27 protein-coding genes and 1 pseudogene are annotated in these 24,700 nt (G+C 72.6%); 11 read left to right on the top strand and 17 right to left on the bottom strand.

Annotation, left to right across the window (positions count from 1 at the left end):
• Nucleotides 1-233 precede the first annotated feature (233 nt).
• The gene (locus IE106_RS02115; RefSeq protein WP_189529494.1) at nt 234-545 is read left to right on the top strand and encodes a hypothetical protein; all 312 of its coding nucleotides are present in this window, start codon (nt 234-236) and stop codon (nt 543-545) included.
• Nucleotides 546-754: 209 nt separating this feature from the next.
• A complete protein-coding gene (locus tag IE106_RS02110) occupies nt 755-979 on the top strand; it encodes a cold-shock protein (RefSeq protein WP_189529493.1) in 225 nt (74 codons plus the stop codon).
• Nucleotides 980-1,254: 275 nt separating this feature from the next.
• Here IE106_RS02110 and IE106_RS30075 read toward each other — a convergent pair whose 3' ends face one another.
• The 7 genes from IE106_RS30075 to IE106_RS02080 all read right to left on the bottom strand — a co-directional run bounded on the left by IE106_RS30075 (nt 1,255) and on the right by IE106_RS02080 (nt 8,067).
• A complete protein-coding gene (locus IE106_RS30075) occupies nt 1,255-1,488 on the bottom strand; it encodes a helix-turn-helix domain-containing protein (protein ID WP_229839988.1) in 234 nt (77 codons plus the stop codon).
• A complete protein-coding gene (locus IE106_RS30070) occupies nt 1,485-1,637 on the bottom strand; it encodes a hypothetical protein (protein ID WP_229839933.1) in 153 nt (50 codons plus the stop codon). The genes IE106_RS30075 and IE106_RS30070 overlap by 4 nt, the downstream gene beginning before the upstream one ends.
• Nucleotides 1,638-2,055: 418 nt before the next feature.
• Entirely contained in the window at nt 2,056-2,721 is a 666-nt protein-coding gene (gene msrA / locus IE106_RS02100) for a peptide-methionine (S)-S-oxide reductase MsrA (protein ID WP_189529492.1), read from the bottom strand.
• Between the two features lie 61 nt (nt 2,722-2,782).
• Nucleotides 2,783-3,865, bottom strand: a complete 1,083-nt coding sequence (locus IE106_RS02095) for a hypothetical protein (RefSeq protein WP_308427856.1) — start codon at nt 3,863-3,865, stop codon at nt 2,783-2,785.
• A 2-nt stretch (nt 3,866-3,867) separates the two neighbouring features.
• Nucleotides 3,868-4,980 (bottom strand): hypothetical protein, encoded by a 1,113-nt coding sequence (locus IE106_RS02090; RefSeq protein ID WP_189529490.1) that lies wholly within the window; start codon nt 4,978-4,980, stop codon nt 3,868-3,870.
• Between the two features lie 19 nt (nt 4,981-4,999).
• On the bottom strand, nt 5,000-6,592 hold the full coding sequence (locus IE106_RS02085; RefSeq protein ID WP_189529489.1) for a M48 family metalloprotease: 1,593 nt from the start codon (nt 6,590-6,592) through the stop codon (nt 5,000-5,002).
• A gap of 368 nt (nt 6,593-6,960) precedes the next feature.
• Nucleotides 6,961-8,067, bottom strand: coding sequence for a hypothetical protein (locus IE106_RS02080; RefSeq protein WP_189529928.1), 1,107 nt, complete (start codon nt 8,065-8,067; stop codon nt 6,961-6,963).
• 67 nt (nt 8,068-8,134) lie between these two features.
• Between IE106_RS02080 and IE106_RS02075 the strand changes: the two genes are divergently transcribed.
• Nucleotides 8,135-9,289: a cystathionine gamma-synthase gene (locus tag IE106_RS02075; RefSeq protein WP_189529488.1), complete on the top strand. Its 1,155-nt coding sequence runs from the start codon at nt 8,135-8,137 to the stop codon at nt 9,287-9,289.
• Nucleotides 9,290-9,296: 7 nt separating this feature from the next.
• Here the strand turns inward: IE106_RS02075 and IE106_RS02070 are convergent, their stop codons facing one another.
• The 3 genes from IE106_RS02070 to IE106_RS02060 form a co-directional block, all read right to left on the bottom strand.
• A complete protein-coding gene (locus IE106_RS02070; protein ID WP_189529487.1) occupies nt 9,297-9,554 on the bottom strand; it encodes a hypothetical protein in 258 nt (85 codons plus the stop codon).
• Nucleotides 9,551-9,988 (bottom strand): sigma factor-like helix-turn-helix DNA-binding protein, encoded by a 438-nt coding sequence (locus tag IE106_RS02065; protein ID WP_229839931.1) that lies wholly within the window; start codon nt 9,986-9,988, stop codon nt 9,551-9,553. Before IE106_RS02065 ends, IE106_RS02070 begins: the two co-directional genes overlap by 4 nt.
• A 69-nt stretch (nt 9,989-10,057) precedes the next feature.
• Nucleotides 10,058-10,570 (bottom strand): MarR family winged helix-turn-helix transcriptional regulator, encoded by a 513-nt coding sequence (locus IE106_RS02060; RefSeq protein ID WP_189529486.1) that lies wholly within the window; start codon nt 10,568-10,570, stop codon nt 10,058-10,060.
• 123 nt (nt 10,571-10,693) lie between these two features.
• Here IE106_RS02060 and ilvA point away from each other — a divergent pair, with 123 nt between their 5' ends.
• The 3 genes from ilvA to IE106_RS02045 all read left to right on the top strand — a co-directional run bounded on the left by ilvA (nt 10,694) and on the right by IE106_RS02045 (nt 13,954).
• Complete coding sequence (gene ilvA, locus IE106_RS02055; protein ID WP_189529485.1) at nt 10,694-11,923, top strand: threonine ammonia-lyase; 1,230 nt, start codon at nt 10,694-10,696, stop codon at nt 11,921-11,923.
• 172 nt (nt 11,924-12,095) lie between these two features.
• Nucleotides 12,096-13,109, top strand: a complete 1,014-nt coding sequence (locus IE106_RS02050) for an ATP-binding cassette domain-containing protein (protein WP_189529484.1) — start codon at nt 12,096-12,098, stop codon at nt 13,107-13,109.
• Nucleotides 13,106-13,954 (top strand): ABC transporter permease, encoded by an 849-nt coding sequence (locus IE106_RS02045; RefSeq protein WP_189529483.1) that lies wholly within the window; start codon nt 13,106-13,108, stop codon nt 13,952-13,954. The genes IE106_RS02050 and IE106_RS02045 overlap by 4 nt, the downstream gene beginning before the upstream one ends.
• A gap of 152 nt (nt 13,955-14,106) precedes the next feature.
• Here the strand turns inward: IE106_RS02045 and greA are convergent, their stop codons facing one another.
• Both greA and IE106_RS02035 read right to left on the bottom strand, forming a co-directional pair.
• Complete coding sequence (greA, locus tag IE106_RS02040) at nt 14,107-14,604, bottom strand: transcription elongation factor GreA (RefSeq protein ID WP_189529482.1); 498 nt, start codon at nt 14,602-14,604, stop codon at nt 14,107-14,109.
• Nucleotides 14,605-14,795: 191 nt separating this feature from the next.
• Entirely contained in the window at nt 14,796-15,197 is a 402-nt protein-coding gene (locus tag IE106_RS02035) for a DUF4307 domain-containing protein (protein WP_189529481.1), read from the bottom strand.
• 96 nt (nt 15,198-15,293) lie between these two features.
• Here IE106_RS02035 and mca point away from each other — a divergent pair, with 96 nt between their 5' ends.
• The 3 genes and pseudogenes from mca to IE106_RS02020 form a co-directional block, all read left to right on the top strand.
• Complete coding sequence (mca, locus tag IE106_RS02030; RefSeq protein WP_189529480.1) at nt 15,294-16,175, top strand: mycothiol conjugate amidase Mca; 882 nt, start codon at nt 15,294-15,296, stop codon at nt 16,173-16,175.
• Complete coding sequence (locus IE106_RS02025) at nt 16,168-16,404, top strand: hypothetical protein (protein WP_189529479.1); 237 nt, start codon at nt 16,168-16,170, stop codon at nt 16,402-16,404. Before mca ends, IE106_RS02025 begins: the two co-directional genes overlap by 8 nt.
• 57 nt (nt 16,405-16,461) lie before the next feature.
• A pseudogene (locus IE106_RS02020) lies at nt 16,462-16,644 on the top strand (DUF255 domain-containing protein); the annotation flags it as partial.
• Nucleotides 16,645-16,686: 42 nt separating this feature from the next.
• Here IE106_RS02020 and IE106_RS02015 read toward each other — a convergent pair.
• The 3 genes from IE106_RS02015 to IE106_RS02005 form a co-directional block, all read right to left on the bottom strand.
• A complete protein-coding gene (locus IE106_RS02015) occupies nt 16,687-17,094 on the bottom strand; it encodes a PIN domain-containing protein (RefSeq protein ID WP_189529478.1) in 408 nt (135 codons plus the stop codon).
• On the bottom strand, nt 17,091-17,363 hold the full coding sequence (locus tag IE106_RS02010) for a hypothetical protein (RefSeq protein WP_189529477.1): 273 nt from the start codon (nt 17,361-17,363) through the stop codon (nt 17,091-17,093). Before IE106_RS02010 ends, IE106_RS02015 begins: the two co-directional genes overlap by 4 nt.
• An 827-nt stretch (nt 17,364-18,190) precedes the next feature.
• On the bottom strand, nt 18,191-18,757 hold the full coding sequence (locus tag IE106_RS02005; RefSeq protein WP_189529476.1) for a Uma2 family endonuclease: 567 nt from the start codon (nt 18,755-18,757) through the stop codon (nt 18,191-18,193).
• A gap of 230 nt (nt 18,758-18,987) precedes the next feature.
• Here IE106_RS02005 and IE106_RS02000 point away from each other — a divergent pair, with 230 nt between their 5' ends.
• Entirely contained in the window at nt 18,988-21,015 is a 2,028-nt protein-coding gene (locus IE106_RS02000) for a thioredoxin domain-containing protein (RefSeq protein WP_189529475.1), read from the top strand.
• A gap of 28 nt (nt 21,016-21,043) precedes the next feature.
• Here the strand turns inward: IE106_RS02000 and trhA are convergent, their stop codons facing one another.
• A complete protein-coding gene (gene trhA, locus IE106_RS01995; RefSeq protein WP_189529474.1) occupies nt 21,044-21,727 on the bottom strand; it encodes a PAQR family membrane homeostasis protein TrhA in 684 nt (227 codons plus the stop codon).
• Between the two features lie 197 nt (nt 21,728-21,924).
• Between trhA and IE106_RS01990 the strand changes: the two genes are divergently transcribed.
• The gene (locus tag IE106_RS01990; RefSeq protein ID WP_189529473.1) at nt 21,925-23,748 is read left to right on the top strand and encodes a phosphoenolpyruvate carboxykinase (GTP); all 1,824 of its coding nucleotides are present in this window, start codon (nt 21,925-21,927) and stop codon (nt 23,746-23,748) included.
• Nucleotides 23,749-24,260: 512 nt separating this feature from the next.
• On the opposite strand, the gene IE106_RS01985 is transcribed toward IE106_RS01990, so the two are convergent.
• Nucleotides 24,261-24,653, bottom strand: coding sequence for an SCO4983 family protein (locus tag IE106_RS01985; RefSeq protein ID WP_189529472.1), 393 nt, complete (start codon nt 24,651-24,653; stop codon nt 24,261-24,263).
• Nucleotides 24,654-24,700: the final 47 nt, after the last annotated feature.

The raw sequence follows: 24,700 nt of genomic DNA, 5'->3' as shown, positions 1-24,700 counted from the left end.
GAACGCCGGCGGACCATCAGCCCAGGTGAGGATCACACCAGCCCAAGGCCGCGTCCCTGCCCAAGTTGCTTCGGGGCGAAGGGGTCCTGGAGCCAGCGGCAACTGTCCAGGCGCCTTGGCGTTTAGTGCATGACCGCCAACTTCCACAACCCGTGGTGCTCCGCCGCTTCGTCCCCTAACGTTCATTCATGCTCGCGAGCTAGGGTGGATATTTCACGTATGGGGGAGAGTGCGTGATTAGAGATCTGATCTTCGTCGAGACGGCGCGTGCGCAGTTCGATGCGTTGACCAAGCGACACCAGGTGGATGTCAGCGAGGCGTTACTGAAGATCATTCAGGAGGAAAACCGCAGCGGAGTGTGGCGGCATGCAGACAATCGGCGTCTGGCAGTCACTTATTCCGTGCACCCAAGCGGCGCGATCGTGGTGAGGGAGATCAACACGGCCCCCGACAGCCCAGCCAGACGCGGGCAGCCCTATGCGGGCATGGAGATGCGACACGAGGGTGGTGGACGCTGGATCCACATGAATCCTCACGAGGAGTAATCCTCGAGCAGCAACCCTTCAGCTGAGGCTTCGGGGCGGAGAAGTCCGTGCCAGATCGTGCAGGGAACCGCAGGGAACACCGGGGAACCAGTCGACCGCCGCCAGGTGCCGACGGCGCTCCGCCACAGGTCAGTGCAGTAGCCACCCCCAGGAGACCCAAGCTGAGGTGTCAAGCCCGTCGCAGCAAGGAAAGCCGTAGGGTTCCGTTCATGGTGATCGCAACTGTCCGTGAGTGGGACGATGAGGAAGGGTGGGGCGTCCTCGACTCCCCCGAGACCCCTGGCGGCTGCTTCGGCCACTACTCCGACATCCAGGCGACCGGCTTCCGCACATTGTCGCCCGGACAGCAGGTCGACCTCACATGGGAAGCCCCCGGCTTCAAACAGGACGGGTACGACTACCGCGCGGTGAGCATCGAGCCTCGGCCTGCCTGACACCCCCGGTTGACATCAACGGCGGCGTACGTCCGCGGCCTCCAGCGGTCCACCACGCCACGACATCCCATATCGCAGCATGCAACGGAGCCCGGTTGATCGAACTTCTAAAGCGGGTGTCGCAGGTTCGCCCCATGCCCGAGGCATAAGGGCCAGCTCAGAAGGGTTTTCCTCCCAGCCGGGCGTCCTTCGGTGTTTCAAGCACCCGGCCCTTGCCCCAGCTCGGCCCGGCGCAGGAGTAGTCGGGAAGCCCTGGTCGCCCCGGGTCCAGGTGTTCACGGTTCCATCGGAGTCACCGTCCGACGGCGACTACACCACCGCGCCATCCAGGTTGCCGGCCGACATGCGCGGGGTGTGGTCGTCGATGTCCGCGACCAGGTCCAGCCTCCGCCGAGCGCTTCCACGTAGCGTGCGGTGACGTCCAGGGCGGTGGCCCCTTCGCCGTGTTCGATCCGGGAGATTCGGGCGACGCTGACTCCCGTCTGGGCCGCTGCGTCCCGCTGGGTCAGCCCTGATCGCTTGTGTGCCTCGGCGAGTCGGCGCCCCGTGCCTCGGCGAGGAGTCGGCGGGACCCTGCCTCCACCTCGGCGGGCTCCACACCGGCCGCGTACAGCTCCCGCTCCAAGGTCTCCCAGCCCTGCGCGGTCTTCCTGGGCATATGGCTACTCGTTCAGTCCTCGTCGCCGGTGCAAGCGGGGCAGGGCGCCCGCCAGCGGAACGTCGTCGCGGTACCGGCGCTCCCAGTCTCCGGCCCTGTCACCACTGGGGAGCAGCAGAGCCGAGCGAGTCGGATCGAGGGCGACGATGATCCGGGTTTCGGAGCGCCCGTCCGGTCCCGGCCTCAGCTTCTTCGGATGGTGTGGTTCCGGGCCCTTCAACCGGTCCGCGAGAGGGCGCCCCGGAGCCGGTCCTGTCCCACGCGGGGCGACCACGGCCTGTGGGTGACCCGGTGGCTGACCCGTCGAGGGGACGGCGACGCCCCCGGACCCGCGGGGGCGGGTCGGGGGCGTCGTGGGGGTCCGGCCGGGCGCTTCGCGCGACCGGGCCCGTACCGGGGCGGTCGCGCGGGGCGGGGGTCAGTCGCCGGCCGGGGCCACCCCGATCGGGCAGGAGACGCCCGTGCCGCCGATGCCGCAGTAGCCGGCCGGGTTCTTGTCCAGGTACTGCTGGTGGTACGGCTCCGCCGGGTAGAACGGGCGGTCCTCGGCGGGGAGCAGTTCCGTGGTGATCGTGCCGTGCCCCGCGGACGTCAGGACGCGCTGGTAGGCGTCGCGGGACGCCTCCGCCGCCGCGGCCTGGGCGGGGGAGTGGGTGTAGACCGCCGAGCGGTACTGGGTGCCCACGTCGTTGCCCTGGCGGTAGCCCTGGGTGGGGTCGTGGGACTCCCAGAAGACCTTCAGCAGCGTCTCGTACGACACCTCGCTCGGGTCGTACACCACGCGGACGGCCTCCGTGTGGCCCGTCAGGCCCGAGCAGACCTCCTCGTACGAGGGGTGCGGCGTGGAGCCGCCCTGGTAGCCGACGAGCGTGGTCCACACGCCCGGCGTCTGCCAGAAGACGCGCTCGGCGCCCCAGAAGCAGCCCAGACCGAAGTCCGCCACCTCCAGGCCCTCCGGATAGGGGCCGAGCAGCGGCGTGCCGAGGACCGTGTGCCGGTCCGGGAGGGTGAACTCCGGCTCCGGGCGGCCCTTCAGCGCCTGCTCGGGCGCGGGCATCTCGGGCGTACGGCGGTACAGGAACATGACGCGTCTCCTCCTATGGCGGTCGCCCTGGGAAGAACGCCCCGGCGGCGCGAAGGATTCCTCAGCGGCCCCGCCGCGCCCCGCGCACGGCCGTGTCCCGCCAGCGGCAGTACACCGCGCCCGGGTCGCTGTAACACGACCACGGGAAGGCGCCCACGTACCCGTCGACCAGCCGGAACTGCTCCAGCGCCGCCTCGAACCGGCCCTGCCGGGTCAGGTAGTACGCCAGCAGGTGCCGCACCCCCGGCACGTTCGGGTGGTCGGGCGGGGCCGCCGCCACGTCCGCGAGCGCCGCGTCGACCAGTGCCACCAGCCGCGGCGAGCGGAAGTCGGCCGCCTTCGCGTCGTCGTCGTGGTGCTCCCACCAGGCGATCAGCGGCAGCGCCTTCAGCAGCGTGCCCAGCGGGGCCGCGGCCGCCGCCTCCTCGGTGAAGCGTTCGGCCAGCTCCTTCGAGCCGCGCCACTTGGCGTACCAGTACTGCAGCGCGCCGGTGTGCGCCCCGAAGTGGTACGGGTCCCGGTTGGTGATCTCCTTCCAGATCCGGTGCATCTCGTCGTGCGGGTAGCCGAAGCCCAGCGCGGGCCTGATCTCGAAGACGTACGGTGTCGGGTCGTCCGGGACCAGCTCGGCGGCCCGCGCGATCTCGTCCCGCGACCGGGCCAGCACCCGGTGGAAGCCCGCGAACTGCTCCGCGCTCGTGTCCTTCGCCCACGCCCCGCCGCGCAGCAGCCAGGCGAGGGAGATCGTCGAGGAGGCCCGCACCACGGCCGCGTCCGGGTCGTCCGGGCGGGCCGCCTCCCACGCGTCCAGCCACGCCCCGTCGCCCTCGGCGGCGGCGTCGCCGAGCAGGTCCGCGTACCGGGTCCGCCGCTGCCAGTCGCGCCGCTCCCGGGTGGCGGCCAGCAGCCGGGCCGCCGGCTCCCAGTCGCCGCGCGCCGCCGCGGCGGCCAGGGCCCGCTCCAGTTCGGGGTCGGGTCCGGAGACCATCGTGTTCTGCCGCGACGCGGGCAGCAGGCCGAGCGCCTCCGCCTCGCGCGCCGCGGCGGCCGCACCCCGCGACGGCGGCGCGCCCGCGATCCGCCGGTACACGAGGACGCCGACCGCGACCGCCACGGCGATCACGATCACGCGGGTGACCTCCATGCTCACGGGGTGACCTCCCCGGCGGCGTTCACGGCCGCCTCGTCGCGCATCCGGCAGAACTCGCCCGCCGGATCGCCCCGGTACCGCCACGGCAGCGCGTCCACGTACCCGTCGACGAGCCGGAACTGCTCCAGCGCGGGCTCCCACCGCTCCTGGAGGTACAGGTAGTACGCCAGCAGGTGCCGGACCTCCGCCAGCCGCGGGTGGTCCGGGTCGGCGGCGGCCGCGTCGGCGAGGGCGGCGTCCACGGCCGCGTACATCTCCGGCGTGCGGTCCACGTCCGCCGAGTCGGACTCGTCGTGCTCGAAGTGCGCGATCAGCGGGAACACCGTCATCAGCGCGCCGGGGGGCGCCTCGGCCGCCGCCTTCACCGCGAACGCCCGCGCCAGCGCCTCCGAGCCGTGCCACTTGCCGCACCAGTACTGGAGCGCCGAGAAGTGCGCCTCGTAGTGGTGCGGGGCGCGGCTGGTGATGTCGTTCCAGATGCGGTGCATCTCCTCGTGCGGGGCGCCCAGCCCGATCGCCGTCCAGATCTCGCCGACGTACGGCGACGGGTCGCCCGGCACGGCCAGCTCCGCCGCCCGCGCGTGCTCGTGCCGGGTACGGGCCAGCGTCCGGTGGAAGCCCTCGAACTGCTCCGCCGTCGTGTACCGGGCGCGCTTCGCCCCGCGCACCTTCCACGCCAGGAACACCGAGCTGCGCGCCCGCAGCAGCGCCGCGCCCGGATCGTCCGGGCGGGCCGCCTCCCAGGCCGTCAGCCAGGCGTCGTCCTCGGCGGCCACGTCGGCCAGCTTCTCCACGTACGCCGTGCGCCGCTCCCAGTCGCGGGCCGCGGCGGTCCCGTCGAGCAGGGCGGCGGCCGGCGCCCAGTCACCCGCGCGGGCGGCGGCGACGGCCACGGTCATCGCCCGGGGCTGCGGCGCGGACAGCTCGGTGTGCTGCCGCTCGGCCGGCAGCAGGCCCAGCGCGGCGACGCGTTCGGCGGCCTCCTCCGCGCCGGGGTCGGAGCGCCACCCCTCGATGGCACCCTCGACGATCGCCTTCAGGAAGTACACGCCGGCTCCCAGGACGAGGAGGACGACGGGGGTCAGGACGACCCAGAGCAGGATCTTCACGTAAGTGCCTCGGGGGGTGTCAGACGGTGGCCAGCAGCCGGCGCAGCGGCGCGGTGTCGGGATGGTCGGCGACCGCCGCGTCGAGCGCGGCCGGCAGGTCGTCCTCGTGACCGGGCGGCATCCGCAGCGACGCCGACTCCGACCAGGACAGCTCCCAGCGGGCCGCGCCCCGGTCGATCAGCTCGCCGGCGACCATCCGCGACAGGCCCCGGCGCAGCACCGGGCGGGCGAACTCGCGGGCCGCGCGGCCCTTCGCCGCCCCGGCCTGGTCCGACTTGGGCAGCCGGTCGGCGATCTCCCAGCCGACGCCCAGGTCCAGCGCGTTGAGCAGCGCGTCGAGCGAGCCGTCGCCGTCGGTCACCTCGGCGGTGGCCCGCCGCAGCGGCTCGGCCTCCTGCGCGAAGTGCGCCGTCATCGAGACGTGCACCAGCTCCGGCCAGTCCACGCGGCGCAGCCGCAGCGCCTCCGGGGTGAGCGACGCCTGCTCGACGGCGACCAGCGCCGCGCCGGGGTCGGCGAGCAGCCCCAGCGCGGGCCCGGCGGGCTCGGACGCGCGGCCGTCGTCGGGCAGGGCCTCCAGGCGGGCGACGCGCTCGGCGATCGGCGGGTGGGAGTCGTACGGGGAGGCGGGCTCGGTCGGCAGCTCGCGGCGCAGCTCCGCCAGCTCGCCGGCGCGCGCGGCCAGCAGGTGCCGGATGCCGCCGAACACCTCGCCGGGCGGCGGCAGCAGGCCCGCGCCGACACCGAGGGTCGCGTACGCGTTCATGTAGAAGTCGTGCGCCGAGTCCAGGGCGGGGATCTCGCGCAGCGCCGACGCGGTGGCGTCACGGCCCGCGATGCGGGCGGCGGCCAGGTCGGCGGCGAGTTCCTGGCGGCGGGAACCGGCGAGGGTGGCCCGCAGGTAGAAGTGGCCGTACGCCTTGTACACCTTCGCCATGGAGCGGTACGTGAGGCCGACGCCGGTGGTGTCGACCTCCTTGGCCTTCTTGCCCTTGGCGAGCTTCTTCTCGTTCTTCCGCTCCTGCCTGGCCCGCTCCTTGGCGACCTTGCCGCCGGCCCGCTCCTCGAAGTGGGCGATGGTCCGGGCGACCTGGACGCGGCCCCGGACGGTGATCGCGGAGAGCCGGGTGTCGGCGTTGCCGTAGTGGCCCATCTCGTGGGCGAGCACGGCGCGCAGCTGCGCCTCCGTCAGGCCCGACACCAACGGCAGGCCCAGGTGGAGGCGGCGCGTGCCGCCGAGCAGGCCGAGGAAGCGGGCCTCCTCGCTGACGGAGGCGTTCATGTCGGCGGTCAGCCGGATCTCGTCGGGCGCGCGGGTGCCGACCTGCGCGGCCAGCTCCCGCACCTCCTGCCACAGGCGGGGCTCCTGGGCGTCGGTGACGAGGACGCCGTGCGCGGCGTCGTCCTTCGGGGTGCGCAGCATGAACATGCCCCGCACGATCGGTACGGCGAGCAACGCGCTGACGACGTACAGCTTCACGGCGAGACTGCTGGGCGCCCAGAGCGCCGCGGCCCAGTCCACGCCGGCCAGAACGGCGAGCATGGCGAGGCCCAGCAGGTAGAAGCCGGCGAGCAGGAGCAGGGCGCGCAGCGCGCGCACGGAAGCGCCCATCGGGCAGAGTCCCCCCACGGGATGGAAAGAGGCATGACGAAGAGACGTGGGGGGAAGCGGAGTATCACCTGGGGGCGGGGTGAGTCGCAAGTTTGTTCTGGTTTTTTTTGGCTCGTTGCGCCTCCGGGGCGCTGGGAGCGGGTGTCGACAGGCCGAACGTGCTCAACCCCTCGTTCCTCGGGGTCTGCGCGCGATCGGCCTGTCGACACCCGCGCGCCCCTTCGGCTCCACGAGCGCTACAGGGGGGTGCCGTCCCCCTCCCCGGCACAGAGTGTGGCCCCTCAACCCCCCCGAGCGGCCCGCATGGGCGCCCTTCCCCCGGTATCCGCGTGTCCGCGTGCCCGCCGGTTCCGTGAGAGGGGGGAGGGTCAGTGCGGCAGGGAGGCCGGGGTGCCGCCGTTGGCTTCGTAGCCGGCCACCGCCAGTGCCCGGTACAGCGCGTACTCGGCCGCCGGGTCCTCGCTCATCGTCCACGGCAGTGCCCCGACGTGCCCGTCCACGTGCACGATCTGGTGCATGGCCTCGCTCCAGCGCTGCGCGCCCACCAGGAAGTGGATCAGCAGGTGGCGTACGTGCGCCAGCATCGGGTCGTCGGGGCGGGCCGAGTGCACCGCGTACAGCGCGCCCTCCATCGCCCGCGACACGACCTGCGTCCCGTAGAAGTCCCGCACCAGCGCCAGGTCGGGCAGGTGCTCCCACACCGCGAACAGCGGCAGCGCGGCCAGCAGCGAGCCCTGCGGGGCGCGGGCGGCGGCGGACCGGGCGAACCGGTCGGCGTCCGCGCGGGAGCCGTGCCACTTCTCGCACCAGTAGTGCAGGGCCGCGATGTGCGCCCCCATGTGCTGCGGGTTCCGGTCGATGACCTTCGCCCACACCTGGTCGAACTGCTCGTGCGCGTACCCCAGGCCGCGCGCGACGGCCAACTCGACGATGTACGGCACGGGGTCGCCCGGCGCCAGCAGCGCGGCCTCGCCGCACACGGTCCGCGCCTCCTCCAGGATGATCCGGAACTCGTCCGTGCCGACCTGCGCCGTCCGCCACGCCTGCTGCACCAGGAACTCGGCGTGCACGGCCGCGCCGCCCGCGTCCTTCGGTGCCTGGGCCCGCCACTCCCGCAGCCAGGCACCGCCGGCCCCCGGCCGCTGCGCCAGCTCCAGCGACGCGGCGCCCGCGAACGCCTGCACCCGCTGCCAGCGCACCTCGCCCTCCTTGGGCGTGCCGGCCAGCAGCTGCGACGCGGCCCGCCAGTCCTGGGTGCGCTGCACGACGTCGAGCACGTCCACCAGGTCCTGGTCCGGGCCGGGCATGCGGACGTCGAGCAGTTCCTGCCGCACGAAGCCGTAGGCGAGGGGGTCGGCGGCGTCGGGCGCGCCGGGCTCGACCAGGCGGATGCCCCCGGAGCGGCGGCGCAGCACCCAGGGCGCGACGACCGCGGCGATCAGGCCGACGGCGAACAGGAACCAGAGAATCTCCACCATGCGCCCATTGTCCCGGACACCCGCCGGAAGGCGCCGGGCACGTCCACCGCACTACGCTCGCACCATGAGCGACGAGCACACCCACCAGAACTTCGAGACCCGCGCCATCCACGCGGGCAACACCGCCGACCCGCTGACCGGCGCGGTCGTCCCGCCCATCTACCAGGTCTCCACCTACAAGCAGGACGGTGTGGGCGGCCTGCGCGGCGGCTACGAGTACAGCCGCAGCGCCAACCCGACCCGCACGGCGCTGGAGGAGAACCTCGCCGCGCTGGAGGGCGGCCGCCGCGGCCTGGCGTTCGCGTCGGGGCTCGCCGCCGAGGACTGCCTGCTGCGCGCCCTGCTGGCCCCCGGCGACCACGTGGTGATCCCCGACGACGCGTACGGCGGCACGTTCCGGCTGTTCGCGAAGGTCGTCTCGCGCTGGGGCGTCGACTGGTCGGTCGCCGACACGTCCGACCCGGCGGCGGTGCGGGCCGCGCTGACCGACCGCACGAAGGCGATCTGGGTCGAGACCCCGTCGAACCCGCTGCTCGGCATCACCGACATCGCGGCCCTCGCGGACGTGTCCCGCACGGCCGGCGTGAAGCTGGTCGTCGACAACACCTTCGCCTCGCCGTACCTCCAGCAGCCGCTGGCGCTCGGCGCGGACGTCGTCGTGCACTCGCTCACCAAGTACATGGGCGGCCACTCCGACGTGGTGGGCGGCGCCCTCGTCACGGCGGACGAGGCGCTCGGCGAGGAACTGGCGTACCACCAGAACGCGATGGGCGCGGTGGCCGGGCCGTTCGACTCGTGGATCGTGCTGCGCGGCATCAAGACCCTCGCCGTCCGCATGGACCGGCACTGCGCGAACGCCGAGCGCGTGGCGGAGATGCTGACCCAGCACCCGAAGGTCACGCAGGTCCTCTACCCGGGCCTGCCCGAGCACCCGGGCCACGAGGTCGCCGCCAAGCAGATGCGCGGCTTCGGCGGCATGGTGTCGTTCCGCGTCGCGGGCGGCGAGGAGGCGGCCGTCGCGGTGTGCGACCGGGCGAAGCTGTTCACGCTGGGCGAGTCGCTGGGCGGCGTCGAGTCGCTGATCGAGCACCCGGGCCGGATGACGCACGCCAGCGTGGCCGGATCGGCGCTGGAGGTCCCCGGGGACCTGGTGCGGCTCTCCGTGGGCATCGAGAACGTCGACGACCTCCTCGCGGACCTGCGCCAGGCACTGGCCTGACCGGCGCTCACCACGGTTCCAGCGGCGGCGTCGTCCCCATGGGCGGCGCCGCCCACGGCTCCGCGGCGCACGCCCACACGCCGAACGCCACGGCCGCGGCGACCGCCGGCAGCCACAGCGCCCACCGCCACAGCCGCTCCCGGCGCCGGGCGCGGCGGCCGTGGGCCAGGGCGCGCGCCGGCAGGTCCGGCGGCACGGGCGGGCGGGCCGCCCCGGCGAGCAGCCGGCGGACCTCCCGCTCCTTGCGGTCCCCGGCGCCGCTCACGCCGCCGTCCCGTCCGGCGCGCTGCGCAGCGTCCCCACACCGTGCCGGCACAGCGCCCGCACGCGTTCCGCGGTCAGCCCCATCAGCGCGGCGACCTGCTCGTCGTACAGCCCCTCGTGGAACCGGAGCACCACGGCGAGCCGCTCCCGCGGGGTGAGCCGGGACAGCGGACCGCCGCGCCCCCGGCGGAACCGCCGGGCCGCGCGGGCGAACCGCACGGTCAGCTCGCGGCGCGCGTACACGTACGGGTCCTCGTCGCGCAGCCGGTCCCAGCGGGCGTACGTCGCGCCGAACGCGGCCGTCAGCAGCCGCTGGGCGTGCGGGTTGGCGCCGGGCGGCAGCGCGGGCTCGCTCGTCAGGAGCGTCGCCACGTGCAGCAGCCGACCCGCCGTCCCCGCGACGAACGCGGTGAAGCCGGAGTCCTCTGCGACCACGTCCTCATCTGAGGGCAGCCGCGGCGCCCGGTCAAGGGCCGTGCGCGCGGCCGTCGGCCGGGCCGGGCGTCAGGAGGGCCGCACCGGGTCCGGGTCGGCGGGCTGGAGGCCCAGCTGGCGGGCGGAGAGCGCCGAGTTGAAGCGGGTCAGCAGGGTGCAGAACGACTCCCGCTCCTCGGCCGTCCACCCCTCCGTCACCCGCGCCATCAGATCACGGCGGGAGCTGCGCACCTCCTCCAGCCGGGCCTGGCCGCGCGGCGACAGCTGGAGCACGACGGCGCGGCCGTCCTCCGGGTGCGAGGTGCGCTTCACCAGGCCGGTGTCGACGAGCGGCGCGACCTGGCGGGTCACCGTGGACGAGTCGATGCCCATCCCCGCCGCCAGCGCCTTCACGCCCATCGGGCCTTCCTGGTCGAGCCGGTTGAGCAGCAGGTACGCAGCCCGGTCCATCGAGTTGCGGAGCTGCCCGGTCCCGCCGAGGCGGGTCTGCTCGGCCCGCCGGGCGAAGACGGCCACCTGGTGCTGGAGGGCATCGAGGAGACCGGTGTCAAGATCAGTCGTCATGTCCTGGGAAGTGGGCATGGCTGGGGGCTCTCTCGTGCGGCGGTCGGTTTTGGTGGGGGAAAGAGTACGCGGAGTGCCGCCTGTCCGTACCGGCGCTGCGCAAACGAGATGGACGACTTCCCGAGCTGCGAGACTGCTGTCATGAGCTTCCGCACCACTCGCCCCGTGCGGCACGTCATGCTCGACGACGTGAGGGGCGCCCAGAAGATGCTGTCCGGGGTCGCGCGGATGACCGCGATGGAGGGCAGCAGGTACCTGTCGGGGCTGGTCGGCGCCCCCGTCCACCTCAAGTGCGAGAACCTCCAGCGGACCGGCTCGTTCAAGCTGCGCGGCGCGTACGTGCGGATCTCCGGGCTGCGGCCCGAGGAGCGGGCGGCCGGGGTGGTCGCCGCGTCCGCGGGGAACCACGCGCAGGGCGTCGCGCTGGCCTCGTCCCTGCTGGGGGTGCGCTCCACGGTGTTCATGCCGGTCGGCGCCCCGCTGCCGAAGGTCGCCGCGACCCGCGAGTACGGCGCCGACGTGCGGCTGCGCGGTCAGGTCGTCGACGAGACGCTGGCGGCGGCGCAGACCTACGCGCGCGACACGGGCGCGGTGTTCATCCACCCCTTCGACCACCCGGACGTCATCGCGGGACAGGGCACGGTCGGGCTGGAGGTCCTGGAGCAGTGCCCGGAGGTGCGGACGGTCGTCGTCGGCATGGGCGGCGGGGGCCTCGCGGCGGGCATCGGCGTGGCGGTGAAGGCGCTGCGGCCCGACGTGAAGGTGGTCGGCGTCCAGGCGCAGGCGGCCGCCGCGTACCCGGGGTCGCTGGCGGCGGGCCGGCCCGTGGCGGTGCGGTGCGGGCCCACGATGGCGGACGGCATCATGGTCGGCCGGCCGGGCGACGTGCCGTTCGAGATCGTCCGGGAGGTCGTCGACGAGGTCCGCACCGTGTCCGAGGACGCCCTGTCGTCGGCGCTGCTGCTGTGCCTGGAGCGGGCCAAGCTGGTCGTCGAACCGGCGGGGGCGAGCCCGGTCGCGGCGCTGCTGTCGGACCCCGGGTCGTTCGAGGGGCCGGTGGTGGCCGTGCTGTCGGGCGGCAACATCGACCCGCTGGTCCTGCAGCGGGTGCTGCGGCACGGCATGGCCGCGGCCGGCCGCTACCTCAGCCTGCGGCTGCGCCTGGCGGACCGGCCGGGCGCGCTGGCGAACCTGCTGGGCGTGCTGACGGTGGTCGACGCCAACGTCCTGGACGTGGGCCACGTCCGCACCGACCCGCGGCTGGGGCTGACGGAGGTCGAGGTGGAGCTGCACCTGGAGACGAAGGGCCCGGAGCACTGCGTGGAGGTGCGGTCCGCGCTCCAGGAGGCCGGCTACACGGTCCTGGGCTGAACGCCCGCCCCGACGGCCCGTGCCCGTACACGCGCCGCCGTGCCTTGTGGTACGCGATATATCGCGTTACGGTGTGAGCCGGGTCATACGCTCACCGGGCCGCCGCACCGAGGCGCCCCCGAGCGGTGGCGAGCCGGACCATCCCACCTTTCCCCCTCCCGGGAGTCATCACATGCCAGGCGCCATTCACGCGGAAGGTCTGGTGAAGACCTTCGGCGACGTACGAGCACTGGACGGCGTGGACCTCGACGTCCCCGAAGGCACCGTCCTGGGACTCCTCGGCCCGAACGGGGCCGGGAAGACCACCACGGTGCGCGTGCTCACCACGCTCCTGCGGCCGGACAGCGGCCGGGCGGTCGTCGCGGGCGTCGACGTCCTCAAGCACCCCAACGAGGTGCGCCGCTCCATCGGCCTCTCCGGCCAGTTCGCCGCCGTCGACGAGTACCTCACCGGCCGCGAGAACCTCCACATGGTCGGCCGGCTCTACCAGATGTCCGGCAGGGCGGCGAAGGCCCGCGCGGCCGAACTGCTGGAGCGCTTCGGCCTCGCCGACGCCGCCGACCGCCCCGCCAAGACGTACTCCGGCGGCATGCGCCGCCGCCTCGACCTGGCCGCCGCGCTCGTCGTCTCCCCGCCCGTGATGTTCATGGACGAGCCGACGACCGGCCTCGACCCGCGCAACCGCCAGGCCCTGTGGGAGGTCATCCAGGAACTCGTCGCGGGCGGCACGACCCTGCTGCTCACCACGCAGTACCTGGAGGAGGCCGACCACCTCGCCCACGAGATCTGCGTCGTCGACCACGGCCGGGTCATCGCCCGCGGCACGTCCGACCAGCTCAAGGCCCGTACCGGCGGCGAACGCGTCGAGGTCGTCGTGCACCGGCCCGACGAGATCGCCGCCGGCCGCGAGGTGCTCGCCGCCTTCGGCCGCAGCGGTGCCGTCACGGTCGAGGAGCACACGCGCAGGCTCACCGTCCCCGTCACCGGCGGCGCCAAGCTGCTCGCCGAGGTCATCCGCGAACTGGACGCGCGCGGCGTCGAGATCGACGACATCGGGCTGCGCCGCCCCACCCTCGACGACGTGTTCATCTCCCTCACCGGCCACGCCGCGGAGCAGAAGGACGCTCCCGACGCCCCCGACGCGGCCGGCGCCACCGCCGCATCCCGGAAGGACCCCCTGAAGTGACCGCCGCCACCGACGCCCCGCGGCTCGCCGCGCCCCGCCCGCGCGGCGGCATCGTCCAGTCGCTCACCGACTCCCTGGTCGTGGCCCGCAGGAACCTCATCCGCATGAGGCGGATCCCCGAAATGATGATCTTCGGCCTCGTCCAGCCGATCATGTTCGTGGTGCTGTTCAGCTACGTCTTCGGCGGCTCCATGAACATCGGCGGCAGCACCGACCCGTCGGTGTACCGCAACTTCCTCATGGCCGGGATCTTCGCCCAGACCGTCACGTTCGCCACGGCCGGCGCGGGCGCGGGCATCGCGGACGACATGCACAAGGGCCTCATCGACCGGTTCCGGTCGCTGCCCATGGCGCGCGGCGCGGTCCTCACCGGGCGGACGCTCGCCGACCTCGTCCAGACGGCGCTGACCGTCGTCGTCCTCGCGGTCGTCGCGCTGCTCGTCGGCTGGCGCATCGACGCGGGCGTGCCGAAGGCGCTGGCCGCGTTCGCGCTGCTGCTCCTGCTGGGCTACGCGTTCTCGTGGATCGGCGCGCTGATCGGCCTGTCCGTGCGGACCCCGGAGGCCGCCACGTCCGGCGGGCTGATCTGGCTCTTCCCGGTCACGTTCACCTCGAACGCGTTCGTGGACTCCGGGCGGATGACGCCCTGGCTGCGGCACGTCGCCGAGTGGAACCCGTTCAGCGCGACCGTCCAGGCGTGCCGCGAACTGTTCGGCAACCCCGGCGTGTCCCCGTCGGACGCGTGGCCGATGCAGCACCCGGTGTGGGCGTCGGTCATCTGGTCGCTGCTGATCATCGTGGTCTTCCGCACGCTGGCGGTCCGCAAGTACCGCTCGGCCGCCTGACCGCGGGCACGCGGGGAGGCGCCCGACCGCCGGCACACGGGGAGGCCGCCCGCCCCTCGGCCGCCTGACCGCCGGGACGCGCCGGGACCACGGCGGAGGGCCGGGCCGCGCCCTGTGGCGCGCCCGGCCCTCCGCCGTGCCGGTGTGCGGACTCAGCCCTGGTACGGCTGGGCGTCCAGGATGCGCACGGACGCCTTCTTGCCGTTCGGCAGCTCGTACTCCGCGTCCTCGCCGACCTTCTTGCCGTTCACGCCCGAGCCCAGCGGGGACTGCGGGGAGTACGTCTCGATGTCGGAGCTCGCGTACTCGCGGGAGGCCAGCAGGAAGGCCAGGGTGTCGTCCTCGTCGCCGTCGAAGGCGATCGTCACGACCATGCCGGGGGCGACCACGCCCGTCACGGCGGGGGCCTCGCCGACCTTCGCGTGCTCCAGGAGCTGGGTGAGCTGGCGGACCCGGAGCTCCTGCTTGCCCTGCTCCTCCTTGGCCGCGTGGTACCCGCCGTTCTCGCGCAGGTCCCCCTCCTCGCGCGCCGCCGCGATCTTCGCGGCGATCTCGGTTCGCGCGGGACCAGACAGGTACTCCAGCTCGGCCTTGAGCTGGTTGTACGCCTCCTGGGTGAGCCAGGTGACGTTGTCGCTGGTCTGGGTCACAGGTGCTCCTCGTCGGTGCTGGGTATACAAAGCATCGCCCTACCAGAAGCATGCGGCCTTACCGGGAGGGCGAAACCACGAGCCTAACAATTACGCGACCGAAGGGGGAGGACGAATGTCACGGAACCTGTGACTCCGCAGGTCGCGCGGGGCCTGGTGTGCCGTGGGGGAGGCGTGGGGGAGGCCGGGCGTCAGTCCGGGACGCAGCCCAGGAGGTCCGCGGCCGTGGCCAGTTCCGTCGTGCGGACGGTGACCACCTCGTCGACGCGCGGCGCGGCCTGGTCGAAGCGGACCTCCTTGCGGCCCACCTCCGCGCCGCTCTCCGCGAGGGCCCGCACCGTGCAGTACCCCTTCGCGCCGTCCGCCTTGCGCACCTCCAGGTGCACGTCCACGCGGTCCGCCGCCACCACGTCGAACTTGATCAGCTCGGCGCTGACCTTCTGGCCCGTGATGTAGTCGTAGCCGAACCACCCGATCAGCGCGAGCATCGCGACCCCCAGCACCGAGCCGACGATCTTGAGTCCGCGGTCCGTGCGCGCCTCGGCGGTGCGGCCGTACCGGCCCTCGGGGAGCCGCTCGCCCGTCACGCTCATGATCGTTCCTCTCGTACGCCGAACGACGGAATATCCCCCGCGCCGATTCCGTCACTATAGAAGCCGAGCGACCTGACCAATCATTGAGGACCAGTCTTGACTGAGCAGCTGCGACTGATGGCCGTGCACGCCCACCCCGACGACGAGTCGAGCAAGGGCGCGGCCACGATGGCCAAGTACGTGTCCGAGGGGGTGGACGTGCTCGTCGTGACGTGCACGGGTGGCGAGCGCGGCTCCGTCCTCAACCCGAAGCTCCAGGGCGACCCGTACATCGAGGAGAACATCCACGAGGTGCGCCGCAAGGAGATGGACGAGGCCCGGGAGATCCTGGGCGTCGAGCAGGAGTGGCTCGGCTTCGTCGACTCCGGCCTCCCCGAGGGCGACCCCCTGCCGCCGCTGCCGCAGGGCTGCTTCGCGCTGGAGGACGTGGACAAGGCCGCCGGCCGCCTGGTCAGGTCCATCCGCGCGTTCCGCCCGCAGGTGATCACCACCTACGACGAGAACGGCGGGTACCCGCACCCCGACCACATCATGACCCACAAGATCACGATGGTGGCCTTCGAGGGGGCGGCCGACGCCGAGAAGTACCCGGAGTCGGAGTTCGGCCCGGTCTGGCAGCCGCTGAAGCTCTACTACAACCAGGGCTTCAACCGCCCGCGCACCCAGGCGCTGCACGACGCGCTGGAGGAGCGGGGCCTGGAGTCCCCCTACGGGGACTGGCTGAAGCGCTGGGACGAGTTCCAGCGCGCCGAGCGCACGCTCACCACGTACGTCCCGTGCGCCGACTTCTTCGAGACGCGCGACAAGGCGCTGATCGCGCACCGCACGCAGATCGACCCGGACGGCGGCTGGTTCCGCGTCCCGATGGAGATCCAGAAGGAGGTCTGGCCGACGGAGGAGTACGAGCTGGCCAAGTCCCTCGTGGACACCACCCTCCCCGAGAGCGACCTCTTCGCGGGCATCCGGGACAATGCCTGACATGAGCGCACACCAGGCACTGACCCAGCTCGTCCCCCTCGCCGCCGAGCTGGACAAGAACAAGGTGACGCCCGGCGTCCTCGGCTTCGTCGTCTTCGCCGTCATGGCCCTCGCCGTGTGGGCCCTGATGAAGTCGATGAACCGGCACATGAACCGCGTCGACTTCGAAGAGGCCCCGGAGAAGCCCCGGCCCTCCACCGGCGGGGCGGAGCCGGCCACCGGGAAGTGACCCCGCCGCGGCGGCGGCCCTCGTCGGGCCGCCGCCGCGCGCCCCGCTGCCTGTGCGGTGGGTCACGGGTGTGTCCGGCGGGATGGGAGTACGGCGGACCGACTGGCCCGTGAGACGTCCCCGTACCTTCTCCAGCACGCCGACAACCCGGTCGACTGGTGGCCCTGGTCGGCGGAGGCCTTCGACGAGGCCCGGCGGCGCGGCCGGCCCGTGCTGCTGAGCGTCGGGTACGGCTCCTGCCGCCGGTGGCGGTGAACCTGCCGCCCCTGTGGGCGGCGGTGCTCACACCTCCCTGATGATCACACGGCTTCCGCAGAGCTTCGACCAGTCATCGCGGTCGGAGGTCAGGACGATCGCGGGGGCGGGGACGCGGAGTGCGAGCGCGGCGACGAGAGCGTCGATCGCGTACTTGTGCCCGTGCAGCCCGCCCGCGTCCCGAAGCAGCTCCACCGCGGTCAGGGAATCCTCCTGGCTGACCGGTTCCACCCGCAGCCGGGAGAGCACCCACTTCAAGCGTGCCAGGTCGGTCTTTTTCTGGGCTGCTTCAACGATGGTCAGCACCGACACGAGCACGGGCACTCCGAGCTGCCGAGACGCCTCGATGCGAGCCGCCATTCTTCGGTCGTTGCGCAGGAGCAGGGAGAGCGCCTCGCAGTCCAGTACCACAGCGCGTGCCTGCTGCTCCTTCACGCAGCGCCTCGTTCGACGTTCTGTGCGTCCTCTTCTCCGAAGAGTTCACGGCGAGCGGCTTCGATCTCCTGCTCCGTCAGCGTGCCGTGTTCCTCTTCGTGCGACGCAACGATCTCGGCGAGCCCGTCCATGGCGAGCTGGTGCCGGACAGCCTCGGTGATGTAGCCGGACAGCCCACGGCGCCCGGTTCGCGAGCGGAGCTCACTGACCAACTCGGCGGGCATGGACACGGAGATGTTCTCGGTGGTCCCGGCTCGGGGCGACTTCATGCCCACAGTGTAAGACACTTCCTATTACAGGGCGGGAGCCCTGACGCACGACCCGCGGGGCGTGATCCCGGCCATGCGGTCTCCTCCCGCGGAGTGCTGTCGTCATCGTGGTCTCGCGTGCAGCAGTGGCTGGAGCTGCAGCGTGCCCTACGAGAAAATCCGCAGTGATGCCGCGCGCTTGTGGACACCTGGCGGCCCAGCGAGGCGGCCCTGTCCGTGGTGTTCGCATCCACCCGTGAACCAGGCCGTCGGCCAGTCCCCGCCGCCGAGATGCCTTGCTTCGACGGTCGGCTCCGGATCCGAGGGACCTCTCGTACATCACCTATGACCTGACTGCTGCCCTTGTCGTCGCCGGCGCCCTCGCGACCGGCGTGCTCGTCCACCGCCGGACCGCACCTTCGGAGGGAGCGAACGCTCTGTCGAGGGGTGAACGCCTGATCCTCGCCCTCGGTGCGGCGGCGACTGTCATCATGATCGGCGGCTGCCTCGGTAACGGGTTTCGGGGCACGGAGTACGCCACGAAGCCCAGGTCGGCGCCGTCCGCGCAAGCCCTGAACCCAGGGGCTGACCAGTAGGCGGAGCCGCCGCGCGCTCCGCTGCCTGTGCGGTGGGTCATGGCGCGACGGCAGCCTGCCGATGCTCTGCGTCGTCCACGATCCCGAGCGGAATGGCCTCTTCTGGGCCAATGCGACTCGTCAGCTTCGCCGAGCAGAAGCGCTGCGCAAGACGTTGAGATCCGTTGTCGTCCGGCGGGAGTCCACGCTGGACGATTCCACCTTCGAGGCGCTGACAGCCAAACGTCGACAGCGGGGCGACGCCTCGGCTCCTTACAGTGCCCCGAGATCGACCGTGATGGGGAAAGGCACGGAGGCCCTCACCGTGCCGGTGAACATCTCGCCGTCCCGGTAAGCCCCGGTGGCGGGATCGAGGACGTAGGTGTAGACGATCGGGACCCCGGTGGCGGCCTGCTCGACCCGCCAGTAGAAGGGGATGCCGGCCTTGGCGTACTGGTCCACCTTCACGATCCGGTCCGTGGTCTCCGAGCCGGGCGACACGACCTCGACGACCAGGAGTACGTGCTCCGGGCGGGTGGGCGTGACGTCGATGGTCTCCGCCCGGTAGACGATGACGTCCGGACGGCGGTTGGTGAGCGGGACGTCCTGCAGGCGGACGTCGAAGTCGGTGTCGGCGTTCCAGTCCGGGCCCGCGGCGGCATCCAGGGCATTGGCCAGGACCCGGGCCAGTCGGTTGTGCCGCTTGGAGGCGCTCGGGCTCACGACGACCATCCCGTCCACGATCTCGATGCCGGCGCACTGCTCCTCGGACCAGGAGTCGTACTGCTCCGCGCTGATCTGCGTGTGCATCCACGCGGGCGCCACCATCTCGGCGGACATGGTGTACCTCCTTCGAGGAGCCTCGGCAGGTCCGGCGCTGCCGCGCCCAGCCTACTGTTCCGAGGCGTCGGGCCGTCCGGCTCGGCGGGACGCCGGGGGAGGTTCGGCGCCGACTCCGAGGGGAGGAGGAGCCGGTCGCCACGTGATGGCTCACCGGTGCGATTCGACCGGGTGAGGAGGCTCGTGAGGATTTCGCCGGTCGCGCCGGGTGCTGTGAGAGGCTGGGTCGTATGAACCGGTTGGCTGGTGTGACCTCGCCGTATCTGCTTCAGCATGCTGACAATCCGGTCGACTGGTGGCCGTGGGGACCGGAGGCGTTCGAGGAGGCGAAACGGCGCGACGTGCCCGTTCTGCTGTCGGTCGGTTACTCCGCCTGCCACTGGTGCCACGTCATGGCGCACGAGTCCTTCGAGGACGACGCGACCGGGGCGTACCTGAACGAGCACTTCGTCTCCGTCAAGGTCGACCGCGAGGAGCGGCCCGACGTGGATGCCGTGTACATGGAGGCCGTGCAGGCCGCCACCGGGCACGGCGGGTGGCCCATGACCGTGTTCCTCACGCCCGACGCGGAGCCGTTCTACTTCGGTACCTACTTCCCGCCCGAGCCCCGCCACGGCATGCCGTCGTTCCGGCAGGTGCTGGAGGGCGTCGCGGCCGCCTGGCGGGACCGGCGCGGCGAGGTGGACGAGGTCGCCGGGAACATCGTGCGGGAGCTGTCCGGCCGGTCCCTGGCGCACGGCGGCGACGGCGTGCCGGGCGAGTCCGAGCTGGCGCAGGCGCTGCTCGGCCTGACCCGCGACTACGACGAGCGGCACGGAGGCTTCGGCGGGGCGCCCAAGTTCCCCCCGTCGATGGTCGTCGAGTTCCTGCTGCGGCACCACGCCCGCACCGGCGCCGAGGGCGCGCTGCAGATGGCCGCCGACACCTGCGAGGCCATGGCGCGCGGCGGCCTCTACGACCAGCTGGGCGGGGGCTTCGCCCGGTACTCGGTGGACCGCGCGTGGGTCGTGCCCCACTTCGAGAAGATGCTGTACGACAACGCGCTGCTGTGCCGCGCGTACACGCACCTGTGGCGGGCCACCGGCAGCGACCTGGCCCGGCGGGTCGCCCTGGAGACCGCCGACTTCATGGTGCGCGAGCTGCGCACGCCCGAGGGCGGCTTCGCGTCCGCGCTGGACGCCGACTCCGACGACGGCACGGGACGGCACGTCGAGGGCGCGTACTACGTGTGGACGCCGGCGCGGCTGCGCGAGGTGCTCGGCGAGGACGACGCCGCGTACGCCGCGCGGTTCTACGGCGTCACCGAGGAGGGCACCTTCGAGGAGGGCGCGTCCGTGCTCCAGCTGCCGCAGGGCGCCGGGGTCGTGGACGCCGAGCGCCTCGACCGGATCCGGCGGCGGCTGCTCGCGGCGCGCGAGGAGCGGGCCCGGCCGGGCCGCGACGACAAGGTCGTCGCCGCGTGGAACGGCCTCGCCGTCGCCGCGCTCGCCGAGACCGGGGCCTGCTTCGACCGCCCCGACCTGGTCGAACGCGCCACGGAGGCCGCCGACCTGCTCGTCCGTGTGCACTTCGGCGAGGGCGCGCGGCTGGCCCGGACGTCGAAGGACGGCCGGGCCGGCGCGAACGCCGGGGTGCTGGAGGACTACGGCGACGTGGCGGAGGGCTTCCTCGCCCTGGCGGCGGTCACCGGCGAGGGCGTCTGGCTGGAGTTCGCGGGCTTCCTGCTCGACATCGTCCTCGACCGGTTCCGGGGCGAGGACGGCGCGCTGTACGACACGGCGCACGACGCCGAACCGCTGATCCGCCGCCCCCAGGACCCCACCGACAACGCGGCGCCCTCGGGCTGGACCGCGGCCGCCGGCGCGCTGCTGTCGTACGCGGCGCACACCGGCTCGGAGGCGCACCGCACCGCCGCCGAGCAGGCGCTCGGCGTGGTGAGGACGCTGGGGCCGCGCGCCCCCCGGTTCGTCGGCTGGGGCCTGGCGGTGGCCGAGGCGCTGCTGGACGGCCCGCGCGAGGTGGCGGTCGCCGGCCCGGCGGACGACGCGGCCACGCGCGCGCTGCACCGGGCGGCGCTGCTGGGCACGGCCCCGGGCGCCGTGGTCGCCGTGGGGGAGCCCGACGGCGACGAGTTCCCGCTGCTGAGGGACCGGCCCCTGGTCGACGGGCGCCCCGCGGCGTACGTCTGCCGCCACTTCACCTGCGACGCCCCGACGACCGACCCGGAGCGGCTGGCGCGGCAGCTGGGTGGGCACTGACGCGCGCGGGGCGCGCGCCCCGCGCGCCCTACCCGTGCCGGTACGCCACCAGCGAGATGCCCACGTAGTGGACGGCGAACGCGGCGAGCGTCAGGGAGTGGAACACCTCGTGGAAGCCGAACCAGCGCGGTGACGGGTTCGGCCGCTTCAGGCCGTACACCATGCCGCCCACGCTGTAGAGGACGCCGCCGACCACGACGAGGACCAGCACCGCGACCCCGCCCTTGTGCAGGAAGTCCGGCAGGAAGAACACGGCCGCCCAGCCCATGGCGATGTAGCACGGCGTGTACAGCCAGCGCGGCGCGCCGACCCAGAACACGCGGAACGCGATGCCCGCCACCGCGGCGGCCCAGACGGCCCACAGCAGCACCCGGCCGGTGGAGTCGGGGAGCAGGAGCAGCGTCAGTGGGGTATACGTGCCCGCGATGATCAGGAAGATGTTGGCGTGGTCCAGGCGCCGCAGCACGGCCGTGGCCCGCGGCCCCCAGGTCCCCCGGTGGTACAGGGCGCTCACGCCGAACAGCAGACAGGCCGTGAGCACGTAGATGGCACACGCGACGCGGCCGCGCGTCGAGCCGGCCAGGGCGGTCAGGACGAGGCCCGCCACCAGGACGGCGGGGAACATTCCGGCGTGCAGCCAGCCACGCAGGCGCGGCTTCAGGGGCGCGTGGTCCGGGGAGGCGTCGGGCTGCTCGGTCACTGCGGCGGTCATGGCGAAATGTTACCTACGCCCCCGTAGGCACCGGGACACAAGTGGTGATGCTCACGTGAGAGGCCCTCTGGACATATGCGCATTCCCGTCGGATGATCAAATGAGTGCGGTCGGCACCGGATGAGCGCGCACCACGCAGCGTCCGGGTCGCAGCCCCCACGGGGCAACAACCACAAACCCCTCAACAAGGAGCAACCGTGGCGCGCCGAAACGCGGCTCCCAGCACCGCCCCCACCCAGCACCAGGACCTCATCGCCTGGGTCGACGAGATCGCGTCGATCACGCAGCCCGACCAGGTGGTCTGGTGCGACGGCTCCGAGGCCGAGTACGAGCGCCTGTGCGAGGAGCTCGTGACCAAGGGCACCTTCAAGAAGCTGGACCCGATCAAGCGCCCCCACTCCTACTACGCCGCCTCCGACCCGACCGACGTGGCGCGCGTCGAGGACCGCACCTTCATCTGCTCCGAGAAGGAAGAGGACGCGGGCCCGACCAACCACTGGAAGGCCCCCGCCGAGATGCGCGAGGTCTTCACCGGCGAGCAGGGCGTCTTCCGCGGCTCGATGCGCGGCCGCACCATGTACGTCGTGCCCTTCTGCATGGGCCCGCTCGGCTCGCCGCTCTCCGCGATCGGCGTCGAGATCACCGACTCCGCGTACGTCGCCGTCTCGATGCGCACGATGACGCGCATGGGCCAGGCGGTCCTGGACGAACTCGGCGAGGACGGCTTCTTCGTCAAGGCCGTCCACACCCTGGGCGCCCCCCTGGAGCCCGGCCAGGCCGACGTGCCGTGGCCGTGCAACTCCACCAAGTACATCTCGCACTTCCCGGAGAGCCGCGAGATCTGGTCCTACGGCTCCGGCTACGGCGGCAACGCCCTGCTCGGCAAGAAGTGCTACGCCCTGCGCATCGCGTCCGTCATGGCCCGCGACGAGGGCTGGCTCGCCGAGCACATGCTCATCCTGAAGCTCACCCCGCCGCAGGGCGAGGCCACGTACGTCGCCGCCGCCTTCCCGTCCGCGTGCGGCAAGACGAACCTCGCCATGCTGGAGCCCACGATCTCCGGCTGGACCGTCGAGACGATCGGCGACGACATCGCCTGGATGCGGTTCGGCGAGGACGGCCGCCTGTACGCGATCAACCCCGAGGCCGGCTTCTTCGGCGTCGCGCCCGGCACCGGCGAGCACACCAACGCCAACGCCATGAAGACCCTCTGGGGCAACGCCGTCTTCACCAACGTCGCGCTCACCGACGACGGCGACGTGTGGTGGGAGGGCATGACCGAGGAGACGCCCGCCCACCTCGTCGACTGGAAGGGCAACGACTGGACCCCGCAGTCCCAGACTCCGGCCGCCCACCCCAACGCCCGCTTCACCGTGCCCGCCTCGCAGTGCCCGATCATCGCGCCCGAGTGGGAGGACCCCAAGGGCGTGCCGATCTCCGCGATCCTCTTCGGCGGCCGCCGCGCCTCGGCCGTCCCGCTGGTCACGGAGTCCTTCGACTGGCAGCACGGCGTCTTCCTCGGCGCGAACGTCGCCTCCGAGAAGACCGCCGCCGCCGAGGGCAAGGTCGGCGAACTGCGCCGCGACCCGTTCGCCATGCTGCCGTTCTGCGGCTACAACATGGGCGACTACATGGCCCACTGGATCAAGGTCGGCAAGAACGCGGACGCGTCGAAGCTCCCCAAGATCTACTACGTGAACTGGTTCCGCAAGAACGACGCCGGCAAGTTCGTCTGGCCGGGCTTCGGCGAGAACAGCCGCGTCCTGAAGTGGATCGTGGAGCGCCTGGAGGGCAAGGCCGAAGGCGTCGAGACGCCGATCGGCATCCTGCCGACCCGCGACGCACTCGACACCGAGGGCCTGGACCTGCCCGAGGAGGACCTCGACTTCCTGCTGAAGGTCGACACGGACGTGTGGCGCGAGGAGGCGGCACTCATCCCCGAGCACCTCAACACCTTCGGCGACCACACGCCGAAGGAACTGTGGGACGAATACCGCGCCCTCGTCTCCCGCCTGGGCTGACACGGCCCCGAAGACCCGCGGCCGGGCCGCACGACAACGCCCTGACCTGTGGAGTCATCCCGGCCGGCCGCGGCCGACGACCCCCGGAACGACGACGGCGTCGTTTCGGGGGTCTCCTTATTTTTGGGCTCGTTCCGCCTCCGGGGCGCTGGGAGCGGGTGTCGAGGCGGTGAACGTGCTCGGCCCCTCGTTCCTCGGGGCGCTGCGCGCGATCACCGCCTCGACACCCGCGCGCCCCTTCGGCTCCACGAGCGCTACAGGAGGGCACCCTCCCCCTCCCCGGCACAGGTGTGGCCCCGCACGAAGCGCGCCCCCACCGGCCCGGCACCCGTGCGCCCGCCCGGCTCCACGAGCGGCCCAGCGGGGCGCCCTCCCCCTCCCGGGGTTCGGGTGCTTGGGGGCGAGTGGCTCAGGGGAGTGTTTCCCTCCCGGGACGGCCGGCGGAAGGGGCCTTTGGCGGGGGAGTGTGGCAACCCGGTCCGCGCGCCTGCGCGGGCGCGGACCGGGGCCGATCAGGGGGTGCCGACCAGGCTGCCCTCGTCCAGGGCGGCGGTGTGGGCGTCCATCCGCTCGGCGGCGAGGATCGCGACGGCGGTGTCGGCGCGGGAGGCCGCGACGACCAGGGCGCGTCCCGCGAGGGCGTGGGCGCGGCGGTGCAGGGCGCACGGGTCCGCGCCGGTCAGACCGGCGTGCCGGGCCGGCGGAGCGCCGCGCAGCCGGGCCACCTGCTGGGCGATGCGGTCCGCCGCGGCGGTGTCGCCCAGTTCGTCGGTGACGGCCAGCAGTGCCGCGAGGTGCCCGGCGAGCTGGATGTCCAGTTCCTCCTCGCGGGAGCGGTGCGGGAACCGGTTCTGGTCGTCGTCGGCCATCCGGTGGACCGACTTGGTGCGGATCGGTTCGTACATGGGATGGCCTCCTGCTCGCAGACAGGAGACCATCCTACATTGGATTC

This window comes from Streptomyces roseolilacinus (assembly GCF_014649335.1).
GTDB lineage: Bacteria > Actinomycetota > Actinomycetes > Streptomycetales > Streptomycetaceae > Streptomyces > Streptomyces roseolilacinus.
Note: the sequence above shows the minus strand (reverse complement) of the source record. Positions and strands in the feature narration are given on the sequence as shown.

Coding starts and splice junctions, on each gene's coding strand:
- IE106_RS02110 (WP_189529493.1), top strand. CDS start 755: ATGGTGATCGCAACTGTCCGTGAGTGGGACGATGAGGAAGGGTGGGGC.
- IE106_RS30070 (WP_229839933.1), bottom strand. CDS start 1,637: ATGCCCAGGAAGACCGCGCAGGGCTGGGAGACCTTGGAGCGGGAGCTG.
- msrA (WP_189529492.1), bottom strand. CDS start 2,721: ATGTTCCTGTACCGCCGTACGCCCGAGATGCCCGCGCCCGAGCAGGCG.
- IE106_RS02095 (WP_308427856.1), bottom strand. CDS start 3,865: ATGGAGGTCACCCGCGTGATCGTGATCGCCGTGGCGGTCGCGGTCGGC.
- IE106_RS02085 (WP_189529489.1), bottom strand. CDS start 6,592: ATGGGCGCTTCCGTGCGCGCGCTGCGCGCCCTGCTCCTGCTCGCCGGC.
- IE106_RS02075 (WP_189529488.1), top strand. CDS start 8,135: ATGAGCGACGAGCACACCCACCAGAACTTCGAGACCCGCGCCATCCAC.
- IE106_RS02060 (WP_189529486.1), bottom strand. CDS start 10,570: ATGCCCACTTCCCAGGACATGACGACTGATCTTGACACCGGTCTCCTC.
- ilvA (WP_189529485.1), top strand. CDS start 10,694: ATGAGCTTCCGCACCACTCGCCCCGTGCGGCACGTCATGCTCGACGAC.
- IE106_RS02050 (WP_189529484.1), top strand. CDS start 12,096: ATGCCAGGCGCCATTCACGCGGAAGGTCTGGTGAAGACCTTCGGCGAC.
- IE106_RS02035 (WP_189529481.1), bottom strand. CDS start 15,197: ATGAGCGTGACGGGCGAGCGGCTCCCCGAGGGCCGGTACGGCCGCACC.
- IE106_RS02025 (WP_189529479.1), top strand. CDS start 16,168: ATGCCTGACATGAGCGCACACCAGGCACTGACCCAGCTCGTCCCCCTC.
- IE106_RS02010 (WP_189529477.1), bottom strand. CDS start 17,363: ATGAAGTCGCCCCGAGCCGGGACCACCGAGAACATCTCCGTGTCCATG.
- IE106_RS02005 (WP_189529476.1), bottom strand. CDS start 18,757: ATGTCCGCCGAGATGGTGGCGCCCGCGTGGATGCACACGCAGATCAGC.
- IE106_RS02000 (WP_189529475.1), top strand. CDS start 18,988: ATGAACCGGTTGGCTGGTGTGACCTCGCCGTATCTGCTTCAGCATGCT.
- trhA (WP_189529474.1), bottom strand. CDS start 21,727: ATGACCGCCGCAGTGACCGAGCAGCCCGACGCCTCCCCGGACCACGCG.
- IE106_RS01985 (WP_189529472.1), bottom strand. CDS start 24,653: ATGTACGAACCGATCCGCACCAAGTCGGTCCACCGGATGGCCGACGAC.